Source organism: Burkholderia sp. Ac-20349, from assembly GCF_017104865.1.
Taxonomy (GTDB): domain Bacteria; phylum Pseudomonadota; class Gammaproteobacteria; order Burkholderiales; family Burkholderiaceae; genus Burkholderia; species Burkholderia aenigmatica.
The window spans coordinates 1-16487 of sequence record NZ_JAAGPM010000006.1 but is presented as its reverse complement, the minus strand read 5'-3'; the positions used below and the strand labels follow the sequence as shown (position 1 = coordinate 16487).

At 64.2% G+C, this 16487-nt stretch carries 13 protein-coding genes and 1 pseudogene; 7 read left to right on the top strand and 7 right to left on the bottom strand.

The window, feature by feature from the left end; translation table 11 throughout:
- Positions 1 to 78: 78 nt before the first annotated feature.
- The 5 genes from G3N61_RS03770 to G3N61_RS03750 form a co-directional block, all read right to left on the bottom strand.
- Positions 79 to 597, bottom strand: coding sequence for an Hcp family type VI secretion system effector (locus G3N61_RS03770; protein ID WP_089451102.1), 519 nt, complete (start codon positions 595 to 597; stop codon positions 79 to 81).
- A 417-nt stretch (positions 598 to 1014) separates the two neighbouring features.
- Positions 1015 to 1866, bottom strand: a complete 852-nt coding sequence (locus tag G3N61_RS03765) for a 3-hydroxybutyryl-CoA dehydrogenase (RefSeq protein ID WP_089454272.1) — start codon at positions 1864 to 1866, stop codon at positions 1015 to 1017.
- Positions 1867 to 1904: 38 nt separating this feature from the next.
- Complete coding sequence (gene bktB, locus G3N61_RS03760) at positions 1905 to 3098, bottom strand: beta-ketothiolase BktB (protein ID WP_089454271.1); 1194 nt, start codon at positions 3096 to 3098, stop codon at positions 1905 to 1907.
- 48 nt (positions 3099 to 3146) lie between these two features.
- On the bottom strand, positions 3147 to 4820 hold the full coding sequence (locus G3N61_RS03755; RefSeq protein WP_205821600.1) for an electron transfer flavoprotein-ubiquinone oxidoreductase: 1674 nt from the start codon (positions 4818 to 4820) through the stop codon (positions 3147 to 3149).
- Positions 4821 to 4856: 36 nt separating this feature from the next.
- On the bottom strand, positions 4857 to 6647 hold the full coding sequence (locus G3N61_RS03750) for an acyl-CoA dehydrogenase (RefSeq protein ID WP_043185829.1): 1791 nt from the start codon (positions 6645 to 6647) through the stop codon (positions 4857 to 4859).
- A gap of 666 nt (positions 6648 to 7313) precedes the next feature.
- On the opposite strand from G3N61_RS03750, the gene G3N61_RS03745 reads away from it, so the two are divergent.
- Both G3N61_RS03745 and nuoN read left to right on the top strand, forming a co-directional pair.
- A complete protein-coding gene (locus G3N61_RS03745) occupies positions 7314 to 7628 on the top strand; it encodes an SMR family transporter (RefSeq protein WP_043185827.1) in 315 nt (104 codons plus the stop codon).
- A gap of 396 nt (positions 7629 to 8024) precedes the next feature.
- Positions 8025 to 9497, top strand: coding sequence for an NADH-quinone oxidoreductase subunit NuoN (gene nuoN / locus G3N61_RS03740; RefSeq protein WP_205821599.1), 1473 nt, complete (start codon positions 8025 to 8027; stop codon positions 9495 to 9497).
- A gap of 147 nt (positions 9498 to 9644) precedes the next feature.
- Here nuoN and G3N61_RS03735 read toward each other — a convergent pair.
- A pseudogene (locus tag G3N61_RS03735) lies at positions 9645 to 9763 on the bottom strand (IS5/IS1182 family transposase); the annotation flags it as partial.
- A 338-nt stretch (positions 9764 to 10101) separates the two neighbouring features.
- Positions 10102 to 11004, bottom strand: a complete 903-nt coding sequence (locus G3N61_RS03730; RefSeq protein WP_043185820.1) for a LysR family transcriptional regulator — start codon at positions 11002 to 11004, stop codon at positions 10102 to 10104.
- Positions 11005 to 11238: 234 nt separating this feature from the next.
- Between G3N61_RS03730 and G3N61_RS03725 the strand changes: the two genes are divergently transcribed.
- From G3N61_RS03725 to G3N61_RS03705, 5 genes are all read left to right on the top strand, one after another.
- Positions 11239 to 12267: a D-alanine--D-alanine ligase gene (locus G3N61_RS03725; protein WP_089454259.1), complete on the top strand. Its 1029-nt coding sequence runs from the start codon at positions 11239 to 11241 to the stop codon at positions 12265 to 12267.
- A complete protein-coding gene (locus tag G3N61_RS03720; protein ID WP_205821598.1) occupies positions 12264 to 13358 on the top strand; it encodes a D-cysteine desulfhydrase family protein in 1095 nt (364 codons plus the stop codon). Before G3N61_RS03725 ends, G3N61_RS03720 begins: the two co-directional genes overlap by 4 nt.
- A gap of 12 nt (positions 13359 to 13370) precedes the next feature.
- Entirely contained in the window at positions 13371 to 14126 is a 756-nt protein-coding gene (locus G3N61_RS03715; RefSeq protein ID WP_241017554.1) for a FadR/GntR family transcriptional regulator, read from the top strand.
- Positions 14127 to 14639: 513 nt separating this feature from the next.
- A complete protein-coding gene (locus tag G3N61_RS03710) occupies positions 14640 to 15563 on the top strand; it encodes a LysR family transcriptional regulator (RefSeq protein WP_089454256.1) in 924 nt (307 codons plus the stop codon).
- Between the two features lie 100 nt (positions 15564 to 15663).
- Positions 15664 to 16487 (top strand): FUSC family protein (locus G3N61_RS03705; protein ID WP_205821597.1); only part of this gene is annotated, 824 nt, incomplete at its 3' end.

Genomic DNA, 16487 nt, shown 5'->3' with positions numbered 1-16487 from the left:
CCGGTCCATGATCGAGCCGTCGATCTACACGTGCGCCGAGCGACCGGCGTATGCACTGGTCGCTCGGACCGCCCGAACTTAGGCTTCCTGCGGCTTGCGCCAGTCGTCCGAAGCCTCGGTACCGGCGATCGCATGAGTCCAGGTGATCTTGCGGTACGCCATCGAGACCTTCACCAATTGGGTGTACTCGGCCTTGCTGGGGTCCTGCGCGTGCGGCAGCGCGGTGTTGATGTTGACGATCGTGGCGTCTTCCAGCTTGGTCGTGAAGAAATGCTCCTGCTTGCCTTCAGTAGAGGTGCGATACCACTTCACTTCCACTTCCGGGAGCGTCTCGCCCGCCGCCAGCGCCTGGTACAGCAGCGGCGTGGCCTTGTTCAGCGGTGCGGTGAAAGTGAACGGCTTGTGTACGCGCTGGCCCGACGGCTGGCCGCTCTGCGGATCGGTCGGCGTCGCGATCAGGTGTTCGATTTCCTGGACCAGGATCTGGTCTTCGTGGCCTTCCTGGTACACGTTGCCCACCGAGTCGGCGGTGAAGGCGCCCTGCGTGATGTTGCCCTGGGTCTTGCCCTGGATGCTGATATAGGCGGGAGTCGGCATTGGCTGCTTCCTTGAAGTTATTGTCGAAAAGGCCGGTTGGGCCTTGGCGCCGGAATGGCATGGGCTCTTTATGCAATAGCCGTGCCAATCCACACGCGTTGTCGCGCTATTCCTTCAGGATCAATGCGTTAGGGGTATTTGAGAGACATCCGCCAGATATCCGGCAACACGAATCTCAAAAGAAATCGTCTTTTTTGAGGGGAAATCGGGCCATTTTTGGCCCGATCAAAATCAACCCATTGAAAAGAAAGAGAATTTATCGGGCCATTTTTGGCTCGACCGGGCCAAAAATGGCCCGATTGCCCGAACAAGCGCAAATTCATTCAGCGCACGAGGATGAAAAAAGCCCCGAAGGCCAAACGGCATTCAGGGCTTTTTGCGTAGTTTCGCGGGTTCGCAGACTATCTGCAGCAGTCATCAAGCGTAGTCGTACACCCCACGCCCCGTCTTGCGCCCGAGGCGCCCCGCCGTCACCATCTCACGCAGCAACGGGCACGCGCGATACTTCGGATCCCCAAAGTCCTTCACGAACACGTCCATCACCGCGAGGCACACGTCGAGACCGACGAGATCCGCCAGCGCGAGCGGTCCGATCGGATGGTTCGCACCCAGCTTCATCCCCGCATCGATCTCCTCCGCCGACGCGATCCCTTCAGCCAGCACGAAGAACGCCTCGTTGATCATCGGCACGAGAATCCGGTTCACGACGAAGCCCGGCGAATTGCGCACGCCGATCGGCGACTTGTCGAAACGCTCGGTCAGCGCGCGCACCGCCGACGCGGTCGCGTCGCTCGTCTGCAGCCCGCGGATGATCTCGACGAGCGGCATCAGCGGCACCGGGTTGAAGAAGTGCATGCCGACGAAGCGCGCCGGATCGGCGAGCGGCGCCGCAAGCGCGGTGATCGAGATCGACGACGTGTTGGTCGCGATGATCGCTTCGGGCCGCGCAACGGCCTCGATCTGCTTCAGGATGCGGCCCTTCAGCTCGACGTTCTCGGTCGCGGCTTCGATCACGATATCGGCCGCAGCGAGCTTCGCGTAGTCGGTCGACGTCGTGATGCGCGCCAGCGCCGCATCGCGCGTGGCTGCGTCGAGCTTGTCCTTCGACACGAGCCGCTCGAGGCTGCCCTTCAGCGTCGCGATGCCCTTCTCGAGCGCGGCGTCGCTGACGTCGATCATCACGACATTGAGTCCCGCAACGGCGGCGGTCTGCGCAATGCCGTTACCCATGGTTCCGGCGCCCACGACGCCGACAATTTCGATGGCCATGAAATTTCCTGTGTGTTCGGGTGCTGAGCGTTCGATTATCAGATGTTCTCGAAGATCGCCGCAATCCCCTGGCCGCCGCCGATACACATCGTCACGAGCGCGTAACGCCCGCCGATGCGCTTCAGTTCGTACAGCGCCTTGACCGTGATCAGCGCACCGGTCGCGCCGATCGGGTGACCGAGCGAGATGCCCGAGCCGTTCGGGTTGACCTTCGCGGGATCGAGACCGAGCTCCTGCGTGACCGCGCACGCCTGGGCAGCGAACGCCTCGTTCGCCTCGATCACGTCGAGATCGGTGATCTTCAGGCCTGCGCGTTCAAGCGCCTTCTGCGTGGCCGGCACGGGGCCGATGCCCATGTACGCCGGATCGACACCCGCGTGCGCATACGCGACGAGGCGTGCGAGCGGCTTCACGCCCTGTGCGCGCGCGGCGTCCGCGCTCATCATCAGCACGGCTGCGGCCGCGTCGTTGATGCCCGATGCGTTGCCGGCCGTCACGGTGCCGTTCTCCTTCTTGAACACCGGGCGCAGCTTCGTGAAATCGTCCTCGCTCGCGTCGTGACGCACGTGCTCATCGGTGTCGAACGCGACCTCGCCCTTCTTCGTGCGGATCGAGATCGGCAGGATCTGATCCTTGAAGCGCCCTTCCGCAATCGCGCGCGCCGCGCGACGATGCGATTCGAGCGCCAGCGCATCCTGCGCGTCGCGCGAAATGCCGTACTTCTCCGCGACGTTCTCGGCCGTCACACCCATGTGGATCGTCTGGAACGGGTCATGCAGCGCGCCGAGCATCATGTCGACGAGCTTGCCGTCGCCCATGCGCTGGCCGAAGCGCGCGGCCGGCACGGTGTACGGTGCGCGGCTCATGTTCTCCGAGCCGCCGCCGATCGCGACGTCGGCGTCGCCGAGCATGATCGTCTGGGCGGCCGACACGATCGCCTGCAGGCCCGAACCGCACAGGCGGTTCACGGTCAGCGCGGGCGTATGCTGCGCGACGCCGCCGTCGATCGCCGCGACGCGCGCGATATACATGTCCTTCGGCTCGGTGTTCACGACGTGGCCGAACACGACATGCCCGACCGCATCGCCCGGCACGTTCGCGCGCGACAGCACTTCGCGCACGACCTTCGCGCCGAGATCGGTCGGCGAGAAATCCTTCAGGCTGCCGCCGAAATCACCGATCGCGGTACGGACACCGCTCACCACCACGACTTCTTTCGATGCATTGCTCATCGTCTCACTCCGGTTCGTTCGCGCCCGCAGGCGCGGGGATACGTTGCGTTACATGTTCGGGTAATTCGGCCCGCCACTGCCTTCCGGCGTGACCCACACGATGTTCTGCGTCGGGTCCTTGATGTCGCAGGTCTTGCAGTGCACGCAGTTCTGCGCGTTGATCACCAGGCGATCGCTGCCGTCGTCGTTCTTCACGAATTCGTACACGGCCGCCGGGCAGAAGCGCCCCTCCGGCCCCGCGTACGTACGCAGGTTCACGTTCACCGGCACGCTCGCATCCTTCAGCGTCAGGTGCGCCGGCTGGTTCTCCTCGTGGTTCGTGTTCGAGATGAACACCGACGACAGCCGGTCGAACGTCAGCTTGCCGTCCGGCTTCGGGTACTCGATCGGCTGGCATTGCGACGCCGGCTTCAGCATCTCGTGATCGGCATGCTTGTGGTGCAGCGTCCACGGCACGTTGCCGCCCATCACCTTCTGTTCGAGCCCGACCATCAGCGTGCCGAGATACAGCCCCTTGGCCATCCACTGCTTGAAGTTGCGCGCACGGTGCAGCTCCGTGTACAGCCACGACTGCTTGAAGGCGTCCGGGTAGGCGTTGAGCTCGTCGCTCTGGCGGCCGGCCTGCACCGCGTCGAACGCGGCGTCGGCCGCGAGCATGCCGGTCTTGATCGCCGCGTGGCTGCCCTTGATCCGCGATGCGTTCAGGAAGCCTGCGTCGTCGCCGATCAGCGCGCCGCCCGGGAACACCGTCTTCGGCAGCGACAGCAGCCCGCCCGCGGTGATCGCGCGCGCGCCGTACGACACGCGCTTGCCGCCTTCCAGGAACGCGCGGATCGACGGATGCGTCTTGTAGCGCTGGAATTCCTCGAACGGCGACAGGTACGGGTTCGTGTAACCAAGGCCCACCACGAAACCGACCACCACCTGGTTGTTGTCCATGTGATACAGGAACGAGCCGCCGTACGTATCGGACTTCAGCGGCCAACCGGCCGTGTGGATCACGAGGCCCGGCTTGTGCTTGGCCGGGTCGATTTCCCACAGCTCCTTGATGCCGATCCCGTAGGCCTGCGGATCCGCGTTCGCGTCGAGCTTGAACTTCGAGATCAGCTGGCGGCCGAGGTGGCCGCGGCAGCCTTCGGCGAACAGCGTGTACTTCGCGTGCAGCTCCATGCCGAGCTGGAAGTTCTCGGTCGGCTCGCCGTCCTTGCCCACGCCCATGTTGCCGGTCGCGACGCCCTTCACCGAGCCGTCGTCGTTGTACAGGATCTCGGCGGCCGGGAAGCCGGGGAAGATCTCGACGCCCAGGGCCTCGGCCTGTGCCCCAAGCCAGCGCGTGACGTTGCCCAGCGAAATCACGTAGTTGCCGTGGTTCTGGAAGTTGGCGGGCAACGCCCAGTTCGGCGTGGTGACGGCGCTCTTCTCGGACAGGAACAGGAAGCGGTCTTCCGTCACCTCGACGTCGAGCGGTGCACCGCGTTCCTTCCAGTCGGGGAACAGTTCGTTGATCGCGCGCGGATCCATCACCGCGCCCGACAGGATGTGCGCGCCGATCTCGGAGCCCTTCTCGAGCACGCACACGCCGATCTCGGTGCCTTTCTCGGCGGCCAGCTGCTTGAGCCGGATCGCTGCCGACAGCCCGGCGGGGCCGCCGCCGACGATCACGACGTCGTATTCCATCGATTCGCGCGGGCCGTACTGCGCGAGCAAGTCCTGTGTGGTCAAAATCCTGTCTCCTCCTGCGTCCCGACCGTCAGCCGGTCAGAACTGGTCTTCCGTCAACGCGAGCACGCCCTCGTTGCCCTTCGTGCCGACGATCGACGCTTCGAGCGCGCCCGCCTGCACCAGCACGTGCTCCGCATAGCATTGCGCGATCGCGATCTTCGCATCGAAGAACGCCGGGTCGCTTGCGCGGTTCGCCTGCGCGGCCACCAGCGCGCGGCCCATCTGCCACCCGCACAGCACCACGCCCGCCAGCTTCAGGTACGGCACGCTGCCCGCGAACACCGCGTTCGGGTCCTGCTTCACGTTCGCCACCACGTAATCGACCACCGACGACAGCGCCTTCGCGCCCTTCTCCAGCTGCGCCTTCACCGATGCGGCCGCCGCACCGTCCAGCTTGCCCAGCGCCGCCACCGTCTCGCCGATCTCCGCGATCAGCGCCTTCGCCACCGCGCCACCGTCGCGCATCGTCTTGCGGCCGACCAGATCGTTCGCCTGGATCGCCGTCGTGCCTTCGTAGATCGCCAGGATCCGCGCATCGCGGTAGTACTGCGCCGCACCCGTCTCCTCGATGAAGCCCATCCCGCCGTGCACCTGCACGCCCAGGCTCGCCACGTCGTTCACCATCTCCGTGCTCCAGCCCTTCACCACCGGCACCAGATACTCGTAGATTGCCTGATGACGGTCACGCGTCGCCTCGTCCGAATGGCGGTGGGCAATGTCGCTGTGCGCAGCGGCCACATAGGCCAGCGCCCGTGCGCCTTCGGTCAGCGCACGCATCGTGCCGAGCATGCGGCGCACGTCCGGGTGATGGATGATCGTCACCGACTGCTTGGCCGAACCGTCCACCGGACGGCTCTGCACGCGTTCCTTCGCGAATTCCGCGGCCTTCTGGTACGCACGGTCGGCCACGCCGATGCCCTGCATCCCGACACCGAAGCGCGCTGCGTTCATCATGATGAACATGTATTCGAGGCCGCGGTTTTCTTCGCCGATCAGGTAGCCGATCGCGCCGCCGTGGTCGCCGTACTGCAGCACCGCCGTCGGGCTCGCCTTGATCCCGAGCTTGTGCTCGATCGACACGCAGTGCACGTCGTTGCGCGCGCCCAGCGAGCCGTCTTCGTTGACCAGGAACTTCGGCACGATGAACAGCGAGATGCCCTTCACGCCTTCCGGCGCGTTCGGCGTGCGGGCCAGCACCAGGTGGACGATGTTGTCCGCCATGTCGTGCTCGCCCCACGTGATGAAGATCTTCGTGCCGAACACCTTGTACGTGCCGTCGCCCTGCGGCTCGGCGCGCGAGCGCACCAGCGCCAGATCCGAGCCCGCCTGCGGCTCGGTCAGGTTCATCGTGCCGGTCCATTCGCCCGAGATCAGCTTCGGCACATAGCGCTGCTTCTGCTCGTCGGTACCGGCCGTCAGCAGCGCTTCGATCGCGCCGTCGGTCAACAGCGGACACAGCGCGAACGACAGGTTCGATGCGTTCAGCATCTCGATGCACGGCGTCGCGATCAGCTTCGGCAGCCCCTGGCCGTCGTATTCGGACGGATGCTGCAGCCCCTGCCAGCCGCCTTCGACGAACTGGCGGAATGCTTCCGCGAAGCCCGGCGTCGCGGTCACGACGCCGTCCTTCCAGCTGCTCGGGTTGCGGTCGCCTTCGACGTTCAGCGGGGCCAGCACCTCGCCGCAGAACTTCGCGGACTCGTCGAGCACGGCCTGCGCCGTGTCGTAACCGGCATCCTCGAAGCCCGGCAACTGTGCAACGGCGTCGATGCCGGCCAGTTCCTTCAGCACGAACAGCATGTCCTTGACGGGGGCGTTATAGCTCATGGTCGATGTTCCAATCAGACGGTATATGAGGGGCGCTACAGGGCGCGATGCGGTAAAACCGGCTCAGGCCCAGGCGACGACGTGAGCCATCGTAATGCCGTGGCGGTCGATTCTTATTGTCATATCCGGCCCACCTGGTGACAAAATCGGCCACGGGATGCGGGGGCAAGGCCGGAAGCGGCCGGCTGGATGCGGGTTTGGCCGGAGTCGGTTTTGGCGGTTTCGGGAATTTGGCGAGCAATCGGCGTGCCACGCCGGGGCGATCGGAGCCAGGGTTGCCGGGTGCGAGCGGTGGCTTCCGGACCGCCGGCTTCTCTTGTTCCGCCGCTCGTGCCGCGTGCCGGCAGGCGCTTCCGGCCGGAAGCGGGGACGCGCCCACGGCAAAAGCGTTCACATCGGGGGCGGAGAGCCCTAAAATTCTGCACCGCAAGTCATCGAGCACGACGCTGCCGCTCCTCCCATCGTCGCGGCCGGCCGCAACCCGCGCCGCATGCCGGAGCGATGCATTCCCGCCGGCGGCCGGATCGTCAGCATCGACCGATCGTGATGCCGTGAAGTTGCCATTTTTCAAGAGCGACATTACAATTCGCCTTCAAACAAGAGGCCACGCCCTCGCCCACCAGGGGACATGTCCGGGACGGCCCGGCTCTTTTCTAGGAGAGCCGTATGGCTTGGATATTCCTCGTTCTCGCTGGCCTATTGGAAATAGTGTGGGCCTTCTCCATGAAGCAATCCCTCGGATTTACGAGATTGTGGCCGTCGATTATTACGGTCACGACCATGATTGCGAGCTTCGGTCTGCTGTCGGCGTCCATGAGAGTTCTTCCTTTGGGAACGGCTTATACGATCTGGACTGGCATCGGTGCGATCGGAGCGTTTCTTGTCGGTCTTTTCGTGCTTGGCGAGGCGGCCAGCCTCATGCGGATCGTGGCCGCAGTCCTGATTGTCAGCGGCCTGGTCATCATGAAACTCGCCTCCTGATTCGTCGCAGCCATTGGATCAATGTCGGCCGGCAAGCCTTGATGTCGTGGATTCCACCACACCAACCTGACCCCATAGTTCAGAAACCTGGCACCCGGTTTGTGGTGGCCGCATGTCCCAAGAAAGTGCAGGCATCGTCCGTGCGATTGCTCTCTCGATTTCGACTCGGAATCCAGAGGGCATTCCGCATGGCAGTGTGATAGCAGCCGCCGCGCTTTTTACGACCCAGCGTCGCTACCATCCCGTCGCGTTCGACACTCGAATGCCGATGTGAAATGCGCCACCCATCAACGGAATCGCCAAGCGAGTGATGGCATTCATCACACGCGATTAGCAGTATTGATTAGTTAATTCAGAAACATCCAATCAGCATTTCCGTATTCCGAGGCACACCTCATGCCAAGCGCGCCCCTGCATCATTTGCTCCCAGATTTCCTGCTTGTAATTGCAATCGTCCTGTCGTCGCGAGTAGGAGATTTCACGTCTGAAATAAAGTCGACGCGCGCGATCTACTGGATCGCCGTAGTAGCAACCACGATTTCAGGATTCTGGTTCGCCTATGCCTCGACGGAGCCGCAACGGTACTACTATTTCTCGCAAATGATCGTCGTCGATTCATTTGCCAGCGTGATGAAGTCTGTGGTGTCGCTGGGCTTCGCAGTCACACTCGTTTACTCACGAAGGTACCTCGAGAGCAGGAATCTATTCCGGGATCACACCATTTTGCTCGCCATGTTCTCGTTGCTCGGCCAACTGATCATGATCTCGGGCAACAACTTCCTGACGCTGTACCTCGGTCTCGAACTGATGTCGCTGCCGCTGTACGCGATCGTCGCGCTGCGCCGCGATGCCGCGCAGTCGAGCGAAGCCGCGATGAAGTACTACGTGCTGGGCGCGCTCGCGTCGGGTTTCTTGCTGTACGGCATCTCGATGCTCTATGGTGCGACCGGCTCGCTCGAACTCGGTCAGGTGTACCGAGCCGTCGAAGGCGACATCGACTCGGCCATCCTGATGCTGGGCGTCGTCTTCATCGTCGCCGGTGTCGCGTTCAAGCTCGGCGCCGTGCCGTTCCACATGTGGGTGCCGGACGTCTACCAGGGCGCGCCGACCGCGATCACGCTGCTCGTCGGCGGCGGCCCGAAGGTGGCCGCGTTCGCGTGGGGTCTGCGTTTCCTGGTGATGGGCCTGCTGCCGCTCGCACAGAACTGGCAAACCGCGCTCGTGATCCTCGCTGCGCTGTCGCTGATCGTCGGTAACATCACCGGTATCGTCCAGCGCAACATCAAGCGGATGCTCGCGTACTCGGCGATCTCGAACATGGGCTTCGTGCTGCTCGGCCTGCTCGCGGGTATCGTGAAGGGCGACGCGGCGGCACCGGCGAATGCATACAGCTCGGCGATGTTCTACGCGATCGTCTACCTGATCACGACGCTCGGCTCGTTCGGCGTGGTGATGCTGCTTGCGCGCCGCGATTTCGAAGCCGAAACGATCGACGACTTCAAGGGCCTCAACAAGCGCAGCCCGGTGTTCGCGTTCGTGATGATGGTCATGATGTTCTCGCTGGCAGGTATCCCGCCGACCGTCGGCTTCTACGCGAAGCTCGCCGTGCTCGAGGCGACCGTCAACGCGGGCCTCACGTGGCTGGCCGTGCTGGCCGTGATCACGTCGCTGTTCGGCGCGTTCTACTACCTGCGCATCGTAAAGCTGATGTACTTCGATGCACCGCAGGATGCGACGCCGATCTCGGGCGATTTCAGCAAGCGCGTGATCCTCGTGCTGAACGGCGTCGCAGTCGTCGTGCTTGGCATCTTCCCAAGTCAATTGCTGACGGCCTGCCTGCGCGCAATGAGTCATTCGTTGCTTCTCTAGCAGGTCGTTGAATGACTGTCCGGCCTGCCGTATTTTTCCATCCGCTGTTCGCGATAACCACCGCGAAGCGTTCGATTTCGGCTCATTCGCCCGATTTCAATGCGAATGAATCAACGTCGTGGGCTTCCCGGCGCCCACTCCGGTACCTCAGGCGCTCTGCGGGCGCAACGCGGCCAGCGATCTCAATCGTGTCGGTTGCAGGCTGCCATCGTCGGGGTCAACAGTTGGTCCACTTTCTCTGGACCACGAACCATGACCTGTCGCAGCAGATGCGTCTGCGGAACACATTCTTCCAGCCTCACCGTGCGGAACAACGATTCGTTGTAACCGTCCGTGCCTCGCATCGGCCTGCTCTTCCTTGATCTCGGGAACCGACATCGCGCAGGACGGACCGGGATATTTCAACGGCCTGCCAATGCGCATCGTGGATGCGTGGATGCGCGTTGCGCGGGTCACCGGATTGCAACAAGATGGGCCCGGCGCACACCACTGCACATTGATCGTACATACGGCCTGCGTGCTGCCCATGCTGCCCACGCAAGCAGGACATCCAAGGTCCGTGGCTGCCCATAAGAGCGCTCAGGGGTTCCCGCCGCCGATTCAGCTAGCCGAGAACGCTCGAGACGGTTTCAACCACTTCCTTGAGAAATACCTTGATCATCGGGTGGTTACGCTCCCCGCGGCGATAGGCGACGTAAATCTTGCGCCGCACCTCCGGTTTCAACTTGACCCACGCCACGCCGGCCGGTGCCCGCAGTACCCGGAGCCCGGGGGCAACCGACACCGAGCAGCCCGAGGCCACCATGGCTTCGACCATTTCGGATCCGCGACATTTCGCGTTGATACGAGGCTCGAAGCCGGCGCGGCGACATAAGTCGATGACGAAACCGCCGAAGGTACTCCACGTGGATTCCATCGCCCAGGTTTCGTGCCGAAGATCGGCAACACCCAGCGATGGCATCTTGCTCAACGGATGATCGGTCGCGACCGCCACGTAAAGGACGTCCTCCGCCAGCGGTACAACCTCGATGTTCTCCTGGTCATTGCCCGCTTTGATCGAAAGATCGTCAATCAGTGCGATGTCCGTTCGCCACGCCCGGAGTGCCGCGACCGCGTCAATCGGTTCCAGTTCTTCAAGCCCGATTTCCAGGCGAGGATACGCGGGCCGCAGCTTCTTGAGCACGTCAGGCAGGACAAGCGAAGCAATCGACGGAAACGCGGCAACGCGCAGTTCGCCCACCATCTCGCGCCGCAGCTCTGCCAATTCCGAGCGCGCCTCGTCCAGTACGACCATCACCCGTTCGGCGTGACCTGCCAATGCGTGCCCCGCCGGCGTGAGCCTGACGCCACGGCCGACGCGCTCCGTCAGTTTGACACCCGCCTCCTCCTCCAGCTGCGAGATCTGCTGTGAAACAGCCGATGGCGTCAGGTGCAACGCTTCAGCGGCGGCCGCCATCGTGCCATACCTGGCCAACTCCAGAAGTGCCTTCAGTCGCCCGACTTCCAACGCATACCTCCACAATGTGGATCGTTAAAAATGGCTAATGCATAACCACAAAAACGATAAGTATACGTGGATGAAATTGCTACCTAAAGTAGCCAGCCACAGCAGAGAACGCGGGCATGCCGTCGCTGCACTTCGTGTCCGCAACCCATTGACTGGCAGAACCGTCGACCTCGATCGCTCAGGCCTGTCTGCTCTGGCTGTCGTCCCACCATTTTCCATCGCGTGAAGAAAACGATGCGTGATTCCACACTCAAGATCGCGGTACTTTTCGGCGGCGCCAGCGCAGAGCGCGACGTCTCCATTTCCAGCGCCACTCAAGTGATCAAGGCGCTGCGTTGCGCCGGTCACAGCGTGGTGGCAATAGACACCGCTCGCGGCCCGCTCTCGCCCGAAGAAGATGCGCTTCTCCTGACCTCGCAGATAAAGGACGCACCGCCGCCGTCCGGCGCATCTGCGCAATCGCCCTCAGCTGTCTTCGACCTGCTCCGCTATCGCGAGCTGACCGAAGCCGATGTCGCATTTCTCGCGCTGCACGGCGGCGCCGGCGAGGACGGCACCATTCAGGCGATGCTCGACCTGGCGGGCGTGCCTTATACGGGCAGCGGACACGTGGGTAGTGCAATTGCCATGAACAAGAACATGACAAAGCAGCTGTTCTCCTCCGGCGGCATCCGCACGCCGCGCTGGTTGATGCTGCCGTGCGACTTCGATGACATACCCCGGCGCGTCGGCTTTCCGCTCATCGTCAAGCCGAATCGGCAGGGCTCGACAGTGGGCCTGTCGCTGGTGCGCGCTCCCGACGAACTGGAAAACGCCGTGCGCCTCGCTCGGCAGTTCGACACGCAGGTGATGGTGGAGCAGTACATCGCCGGCCGAGAGCTGACGGTCGGCGTGCTGGGCACACAGGCACTGAGCGTGGGTGAAATCGTCATCGAGCCGGGGACGATTTTCGATTACCGGTCGAAGTACCAGGCGGGACATGTGCATGAGCAATTTCCGGCCACCTTGCCAGCGGCCACGCTCGAAGCGGCGCAACGGATCGCGTTGCGCGCTCACGCGCTACTGGAACTCGACGGCTACAGCCGCACGGACCTCATGCTGGATGCGCAGGGCATGCTCTGGTGTCTCGAAGTGAACACGCTGCCGGGCATGACCGCCACGAGCCTGCTCCCGCAGTCCGCGGCCGCATCCGGTATTGCGTTTTCACAGCTCTGCGAGCAGATCTGTCTCGCGGGCATCAATCGCGATCGGGCACTCGCATGACTTTCAACGCGCCAACCTCTTTCGCGCGCCATGCGCGAGCGACCCTCCAGGGATTGTTCGGCTTCGACTCGATCCGGATACCGCGTTACCCTCTGCTCGACGACGCAACGCCGATTCACCCCCTGCCGCGCCTGAGCGCCTATCTCGGCGGTGCGACCATTCATGTGAAGCGGGAAGATATAGCCGGCGTGGGCGGCGGCGGCAACAAATTGCGGAAACTGGAACTCCTGATCGGAGAGGCATTGCAGTCAGGCGCCGAAACAGTCATCACGGTTGGCGCCAGGCAATCGAATCACGCACGGCTGACCGCGGCTGCGGCGGCCCGCGCGGGGATGCGATGCGAGGTGGTTCTCACACGCTCCGTGCCGCGCGACGACGCCGATTACGTTGAAAGCGGCAACATCCTGCTCGACAGCCTGTTCAACGCACGCGTGCACGATTTGCCTGCTTCGGCCGATGCGATGGCGTACGCCATCGCCCGTGCAGACGAGCTGCGTGCGTCAGGGCAGCGTGTCTATATCTGTCCGTTCGGTGGATCGAGTCCGGTTGGCTGCCTCGCCTACGCTGCGTGCGCAGCGGAAATCGTCCAGCAGTCCCGGGCGCAAGGTAACCACTTCGATCGCATCATCGTGCCCAACGGAAGTGGAGGCACGCATGCCGGGCTGATTGCCGGCTTTGCGGCACTCGGGGCCGGGACGATCGAAGTCGACGGCTACACCGTCTATGCCCCCGCCGCAGAAGCGCATCGCGCCACGCTCGACAAGGCGCAGCAGACGGCCCGTATCCTCAATCGCGATACGGAAATCTCGCCCGAGGCCGTTCGCGTCGACGCCTCGCAACTCGGCCCCGGCTACGGTATCCCCACGGACGCCATGCGCCAGGCTGTCCGGCTGCTGGCCTCAAAAGAAGGACTCTTGCTCGATCCTGTCTATAGCGGAAAGGCGTTTGCGGGGCTCATCGAAGGGGTTACCTCAGGTCGTTACGCCCCCGACCAAAACATTCTCTTCGTCATGACCGGGGGATTACCGGGTTTATTCGCCTACCGGCACGAGTTTCAGACGGCGCGAGATCGCGCGGGAATGAACGAATGACCGGATGATAGGATGGCGGCACTCTTCGATTCCAAGCGACACATAACACGCATGTCCATCCTGCCCCCGGCCACCCGACACTCGCTCGTCGAATCGGCAATCGAAATCCTCAAATCCAATATCACTTCCGGCATCTGGCAGGTCGGTCAGCGCATTCCGACCGAGCTCGATCTCGCGAAACAGCTCGAGGTCGGACGCAACACGGTACGCGAGGCCGTTCGCACGCTCGCGTATTCCGGCGTGCTCGACGTGCGCCAGGGCGACGGCACTTATGTGCGGCGCGATGTCGATCCGGCCGACACGATGCGCAACGTCGATCGCGCCGCGCGCGGCGACCATCTCGAGCTGCAATGCATGCTCGAAACGGAGTGCGCGCGCTTCGCGGCACGCCGGCGCACCGACGCGGATCTCGCGACGCTGCGCAAGCTGCTGAAGGCGCGCGGCGAGCGCGAAGCGTCGCGCGACGTGAAGAAGTTCGTCGAGCGCGACCGCGCGTTTCACATCGCCGTGGCCGCCGCGTCGCACAATCACGCGCTCGAAGCGCTGTATCGCTACTTTTCGGGCTCGATCCTCGCGAATATCGAGGACGTCCTCGTCGAACTCGACAAGGCCGCGATTCCCGAGCCGGACCTGCAGGCGCACCAGGCATTGCTCGACGCGATCGAGCAGCGCGACGAGAACAAGGCGGTTCGCGCGACCCTTGCGATCCTCAAGCCGCAGATGACCTGGCTCGAGACGCACGAGCCCCACGAGACGCCCGCCGGCTGACGGGCCCGCCCCTCACGACGCGGCGACGGCCGCGATCACGTCGCTCCGCCTTTCAGGCGCGGACCGATCCCGGCGCGCCCGCTAGCGGGTGAAACTCCCCCGGACAACCGGGCAACACTTGCGGCCGGCCTTGCATCATGTAAGATTCGAATGATCCAATCATCCCATGATTGGATCATTCGCAGCGGCACATTGCGAATTTCCCTGTCTCCCCGCTGGGGGAAGGCATTCGACGCGGCACCGCTTCCCTTTTGCTGACAACGGCGGCACATCGATGCACGAGATTTCCATGAAGTCCGGCATGCCTCGCCTGCCCGGCGGTCGACCACGACGGGCAGGCGCCGAAGCCCGGCGTGTTTGCCGCCACCCGATGCCGGTACCAGGCAATAGCACCACCGATGCGTGCGTCACGCGTGATGCCACGCGCAATCGTTGCGTACGCTGCAGTCACGCTACGCGCGCACATCCCGCACGACCATTGCACGGCGTGCACGCGATGAAACGGAGAAACCGATGGCACCCGACCTGAACCTGCTGATTGCGCTCGACGCACTGCTCGAAGAAGGCAGCGTCGTCGGCGCCGCACGCCGCATGAACCTCAGCCCGCCCGCGATGAGCCGCACGCTCGCGCGCATCCGCGAAACGGTCGGCGACCCGATCTTCGTGCAGGCCGGCCGCAAGATGGTGCCGACGCCGCGCGCGCTCGAGCTGCGCGGTGTCGTCCGCGAAACCGTGGAGCGCGCGTCGCAATTGCTCGCCCCGTCCGCGGAAACCGATCTCGGCACGCTCGACAAGCAGTTCAACGTGCGTGCGAACGACATCTTCGTCGGCCTGCACAGCAGCTGCCTGCTCGACGAGATGGCACGCCGGATGCCGCGCGCGATGCTGCGCCTCATGCCCGAGGAAGACGACATCGACGACGACGCATTGCGCAGCGGCCGCATCGACCTGTTCATCAGCGCGTCGCGCCGCCTCGGGCCGGAGATTCGCGTACAGCCGCTGTTCACGACGACCTTCGTCGGTCTCGCGCGCCACGACCACCCGATCTTCGACGACGACATCACGCCCGAGCAGTTCGCGCGCTGGCCGCATATCGGCGTATCGCGGCGCGGCAAGTCGGCGGGACCGATCGACGACGCGCTCGCCGCGCGCGGGCTCGCGCGGCACGTGCTGCTCGTCGTGCCGACACCGTATGCGGCGATCTTCGCACTGCAGGCGTCGGACCTGATCCTGCCGCTGCCCGAGCATCTCGCGCGCGGCGCGGTGCAGGCCGGGCTCGGCGTGCGCACGTTCGAACTGCCGGTGCCGCTCGAAACCGTGCTGATCACGCAGGCGTGGCATCCGCGCTTCCAGAGCGACCCCGCGCACCAGTGGCTGCGGCGTGTCGTGCGCGGGCTGTGCACCGGCCAGCCGGCACTGCATCCGGCGCACGCATGACGCATGCGTCGCACGCACTCGTCGAGTGCAAAGACGTCACTGTTCCGCATCCATGGCTCGACCGTAGACTGGCTTCGTCCTTTCTCACGGAGCGAGCGCAGTGCATGACGCAGCAGATCAAACGCCCGCCGTCGCGCCGCCCAGCCGCCTGAACCGCGCGGCCGCGGCGTTGATCGCGCGCATCGACATTTTTACGCCGCGTGGCGCGTATGTCGTGCGCTCGGTCATCGCCGCCGCGCTCGCGCTCGGCGTCGCGTACCTGCTCGCACTGGAAACACCGTACTCGGCGGCGTCGACGGTGCTGCTCGTGATCAACCCCGTCCAGGGCGCCGTGATCGGCAAGGGCGTGTGGCGCGTGGTCGGCACGATCGCCGGGATGGTCGTCGCGTTCGTGCTGATGGGCTGCTTCGCGCAGCAGCCGCTGCTGTTCATCCTCGGCTTCGCGTTCTGGCTCGGCGTCTGCGTCGCGGGCATGACGCTGCTGCGGCACTTCCGCGCGTCGGGCACCGTGGTGGCCGGCTACACGATCGGCCTCGCGACCTACGGCGCGATGCAGCATCCCGAGCTGACCTTCGAGCACGTGATCGGGCGCGGCTCGACGGTCGTGATCGGCGTCCTGTGCCTGAGCCTCGTGTCGATGCTGCTCGGCACGCGCGACGTGCGCGCGAAACTGGAAGCGCTGGTGACGCGCGTCACGGCCGACGTTGCGCGAGTCATCGCCGCGCAACGCAAAGGCCTCGCGGCGGCGCCCGCCGACGCCAAGCGGCACGCGCTGTTCGCCGGCATCTACGGCATCGACGATCTGCTCGCGCTCGGCAAGGCCGAATCGGAAGATCTCGCGCAACGCGCGGCCGCCGTGCGGCACGGCATGGCGTCGCTGTTCGGCGCACTCGCGGGCGGCATGCCGCCACTGCCGCCCGACAG

What these genes read in the sequence shown, in the direction of transcription:
- nuoN (WP_205821599.1), top strand. Translation starts at nt 8,025, where the DNA reads ATGCCAAGCGCGCCCCTGCATCATTTGCTCCCAGATTTCCTGCTTGTA.
- G3N61_RS03720 (WP_205821598.1), top strand. Translation starts at nt 12,264, where the DNA reads ATGACTTTCAACGCGCCAACCTCTTTCGCGCGCCATGCGCGAGCGACC.
- G3N61_RS03715 (WP_241017554.1), top strand. Translation starts at nt 13,371, where the DNA reads ATGGCGGCACTCTTCGATTCCAAGCGACACATAACACGCATGTCCATC.
- G3N61_RS03745 (WP_043185827.1), top strand. Translation starts at nt 7,314, where the DNA reads ATGGCTTGGATATTCCTCGTTCTCGCTGGCCTATTGGAAATAGTGTGG.
- G3N61_RS03725 (WP_089454259.1), top strand. Translation starts at nt 11,239, where the DNA reads ATGCGTGATTCCACACTCAAGATCGCGGTACTTTTCGGCGGCGCCAGC.
- G3N61_RS03765 (WP_089454272.1), bottom strand. Translation starts at nt 1,866, where the DNA reads ATGGCCATCGAAATTGTCGGCGTCGTGGGCGCCGGAACCATGGGTAAC.
- bktB (WP_089454271.1), bottom strand. Translation starts at nt 3,098, where the DNA reads ATGAGCAATGCATCGAAAGAAGTCGTGGTGGTGAGCGGTGTCCGTACC.
- G3N61_RS03770 (WP_089451102.1), bottom strand. Translation starts at nt 597, where the DNA reads ATGCCGACTCCCGCCTATATCAGCATCCAGGGCAAGACCCAGGGCAAC.
- G3N61_RS03710 (WP_089454256.1), top strand. Translation starts at nt 14,640, where the DNA reads ATGGCACCCGACCTGAACCTGCTGATTGCGCTCGACGCACTGCTCGAA.
- G3N61_RS03750 (WP_043185829.1), bottom strand. Translation starts at nt 6,647, where the DNA reads ATGAGCTATAACGCCCCCGTCAAGGACATGCTGTTCGTGCTGAAGGAA.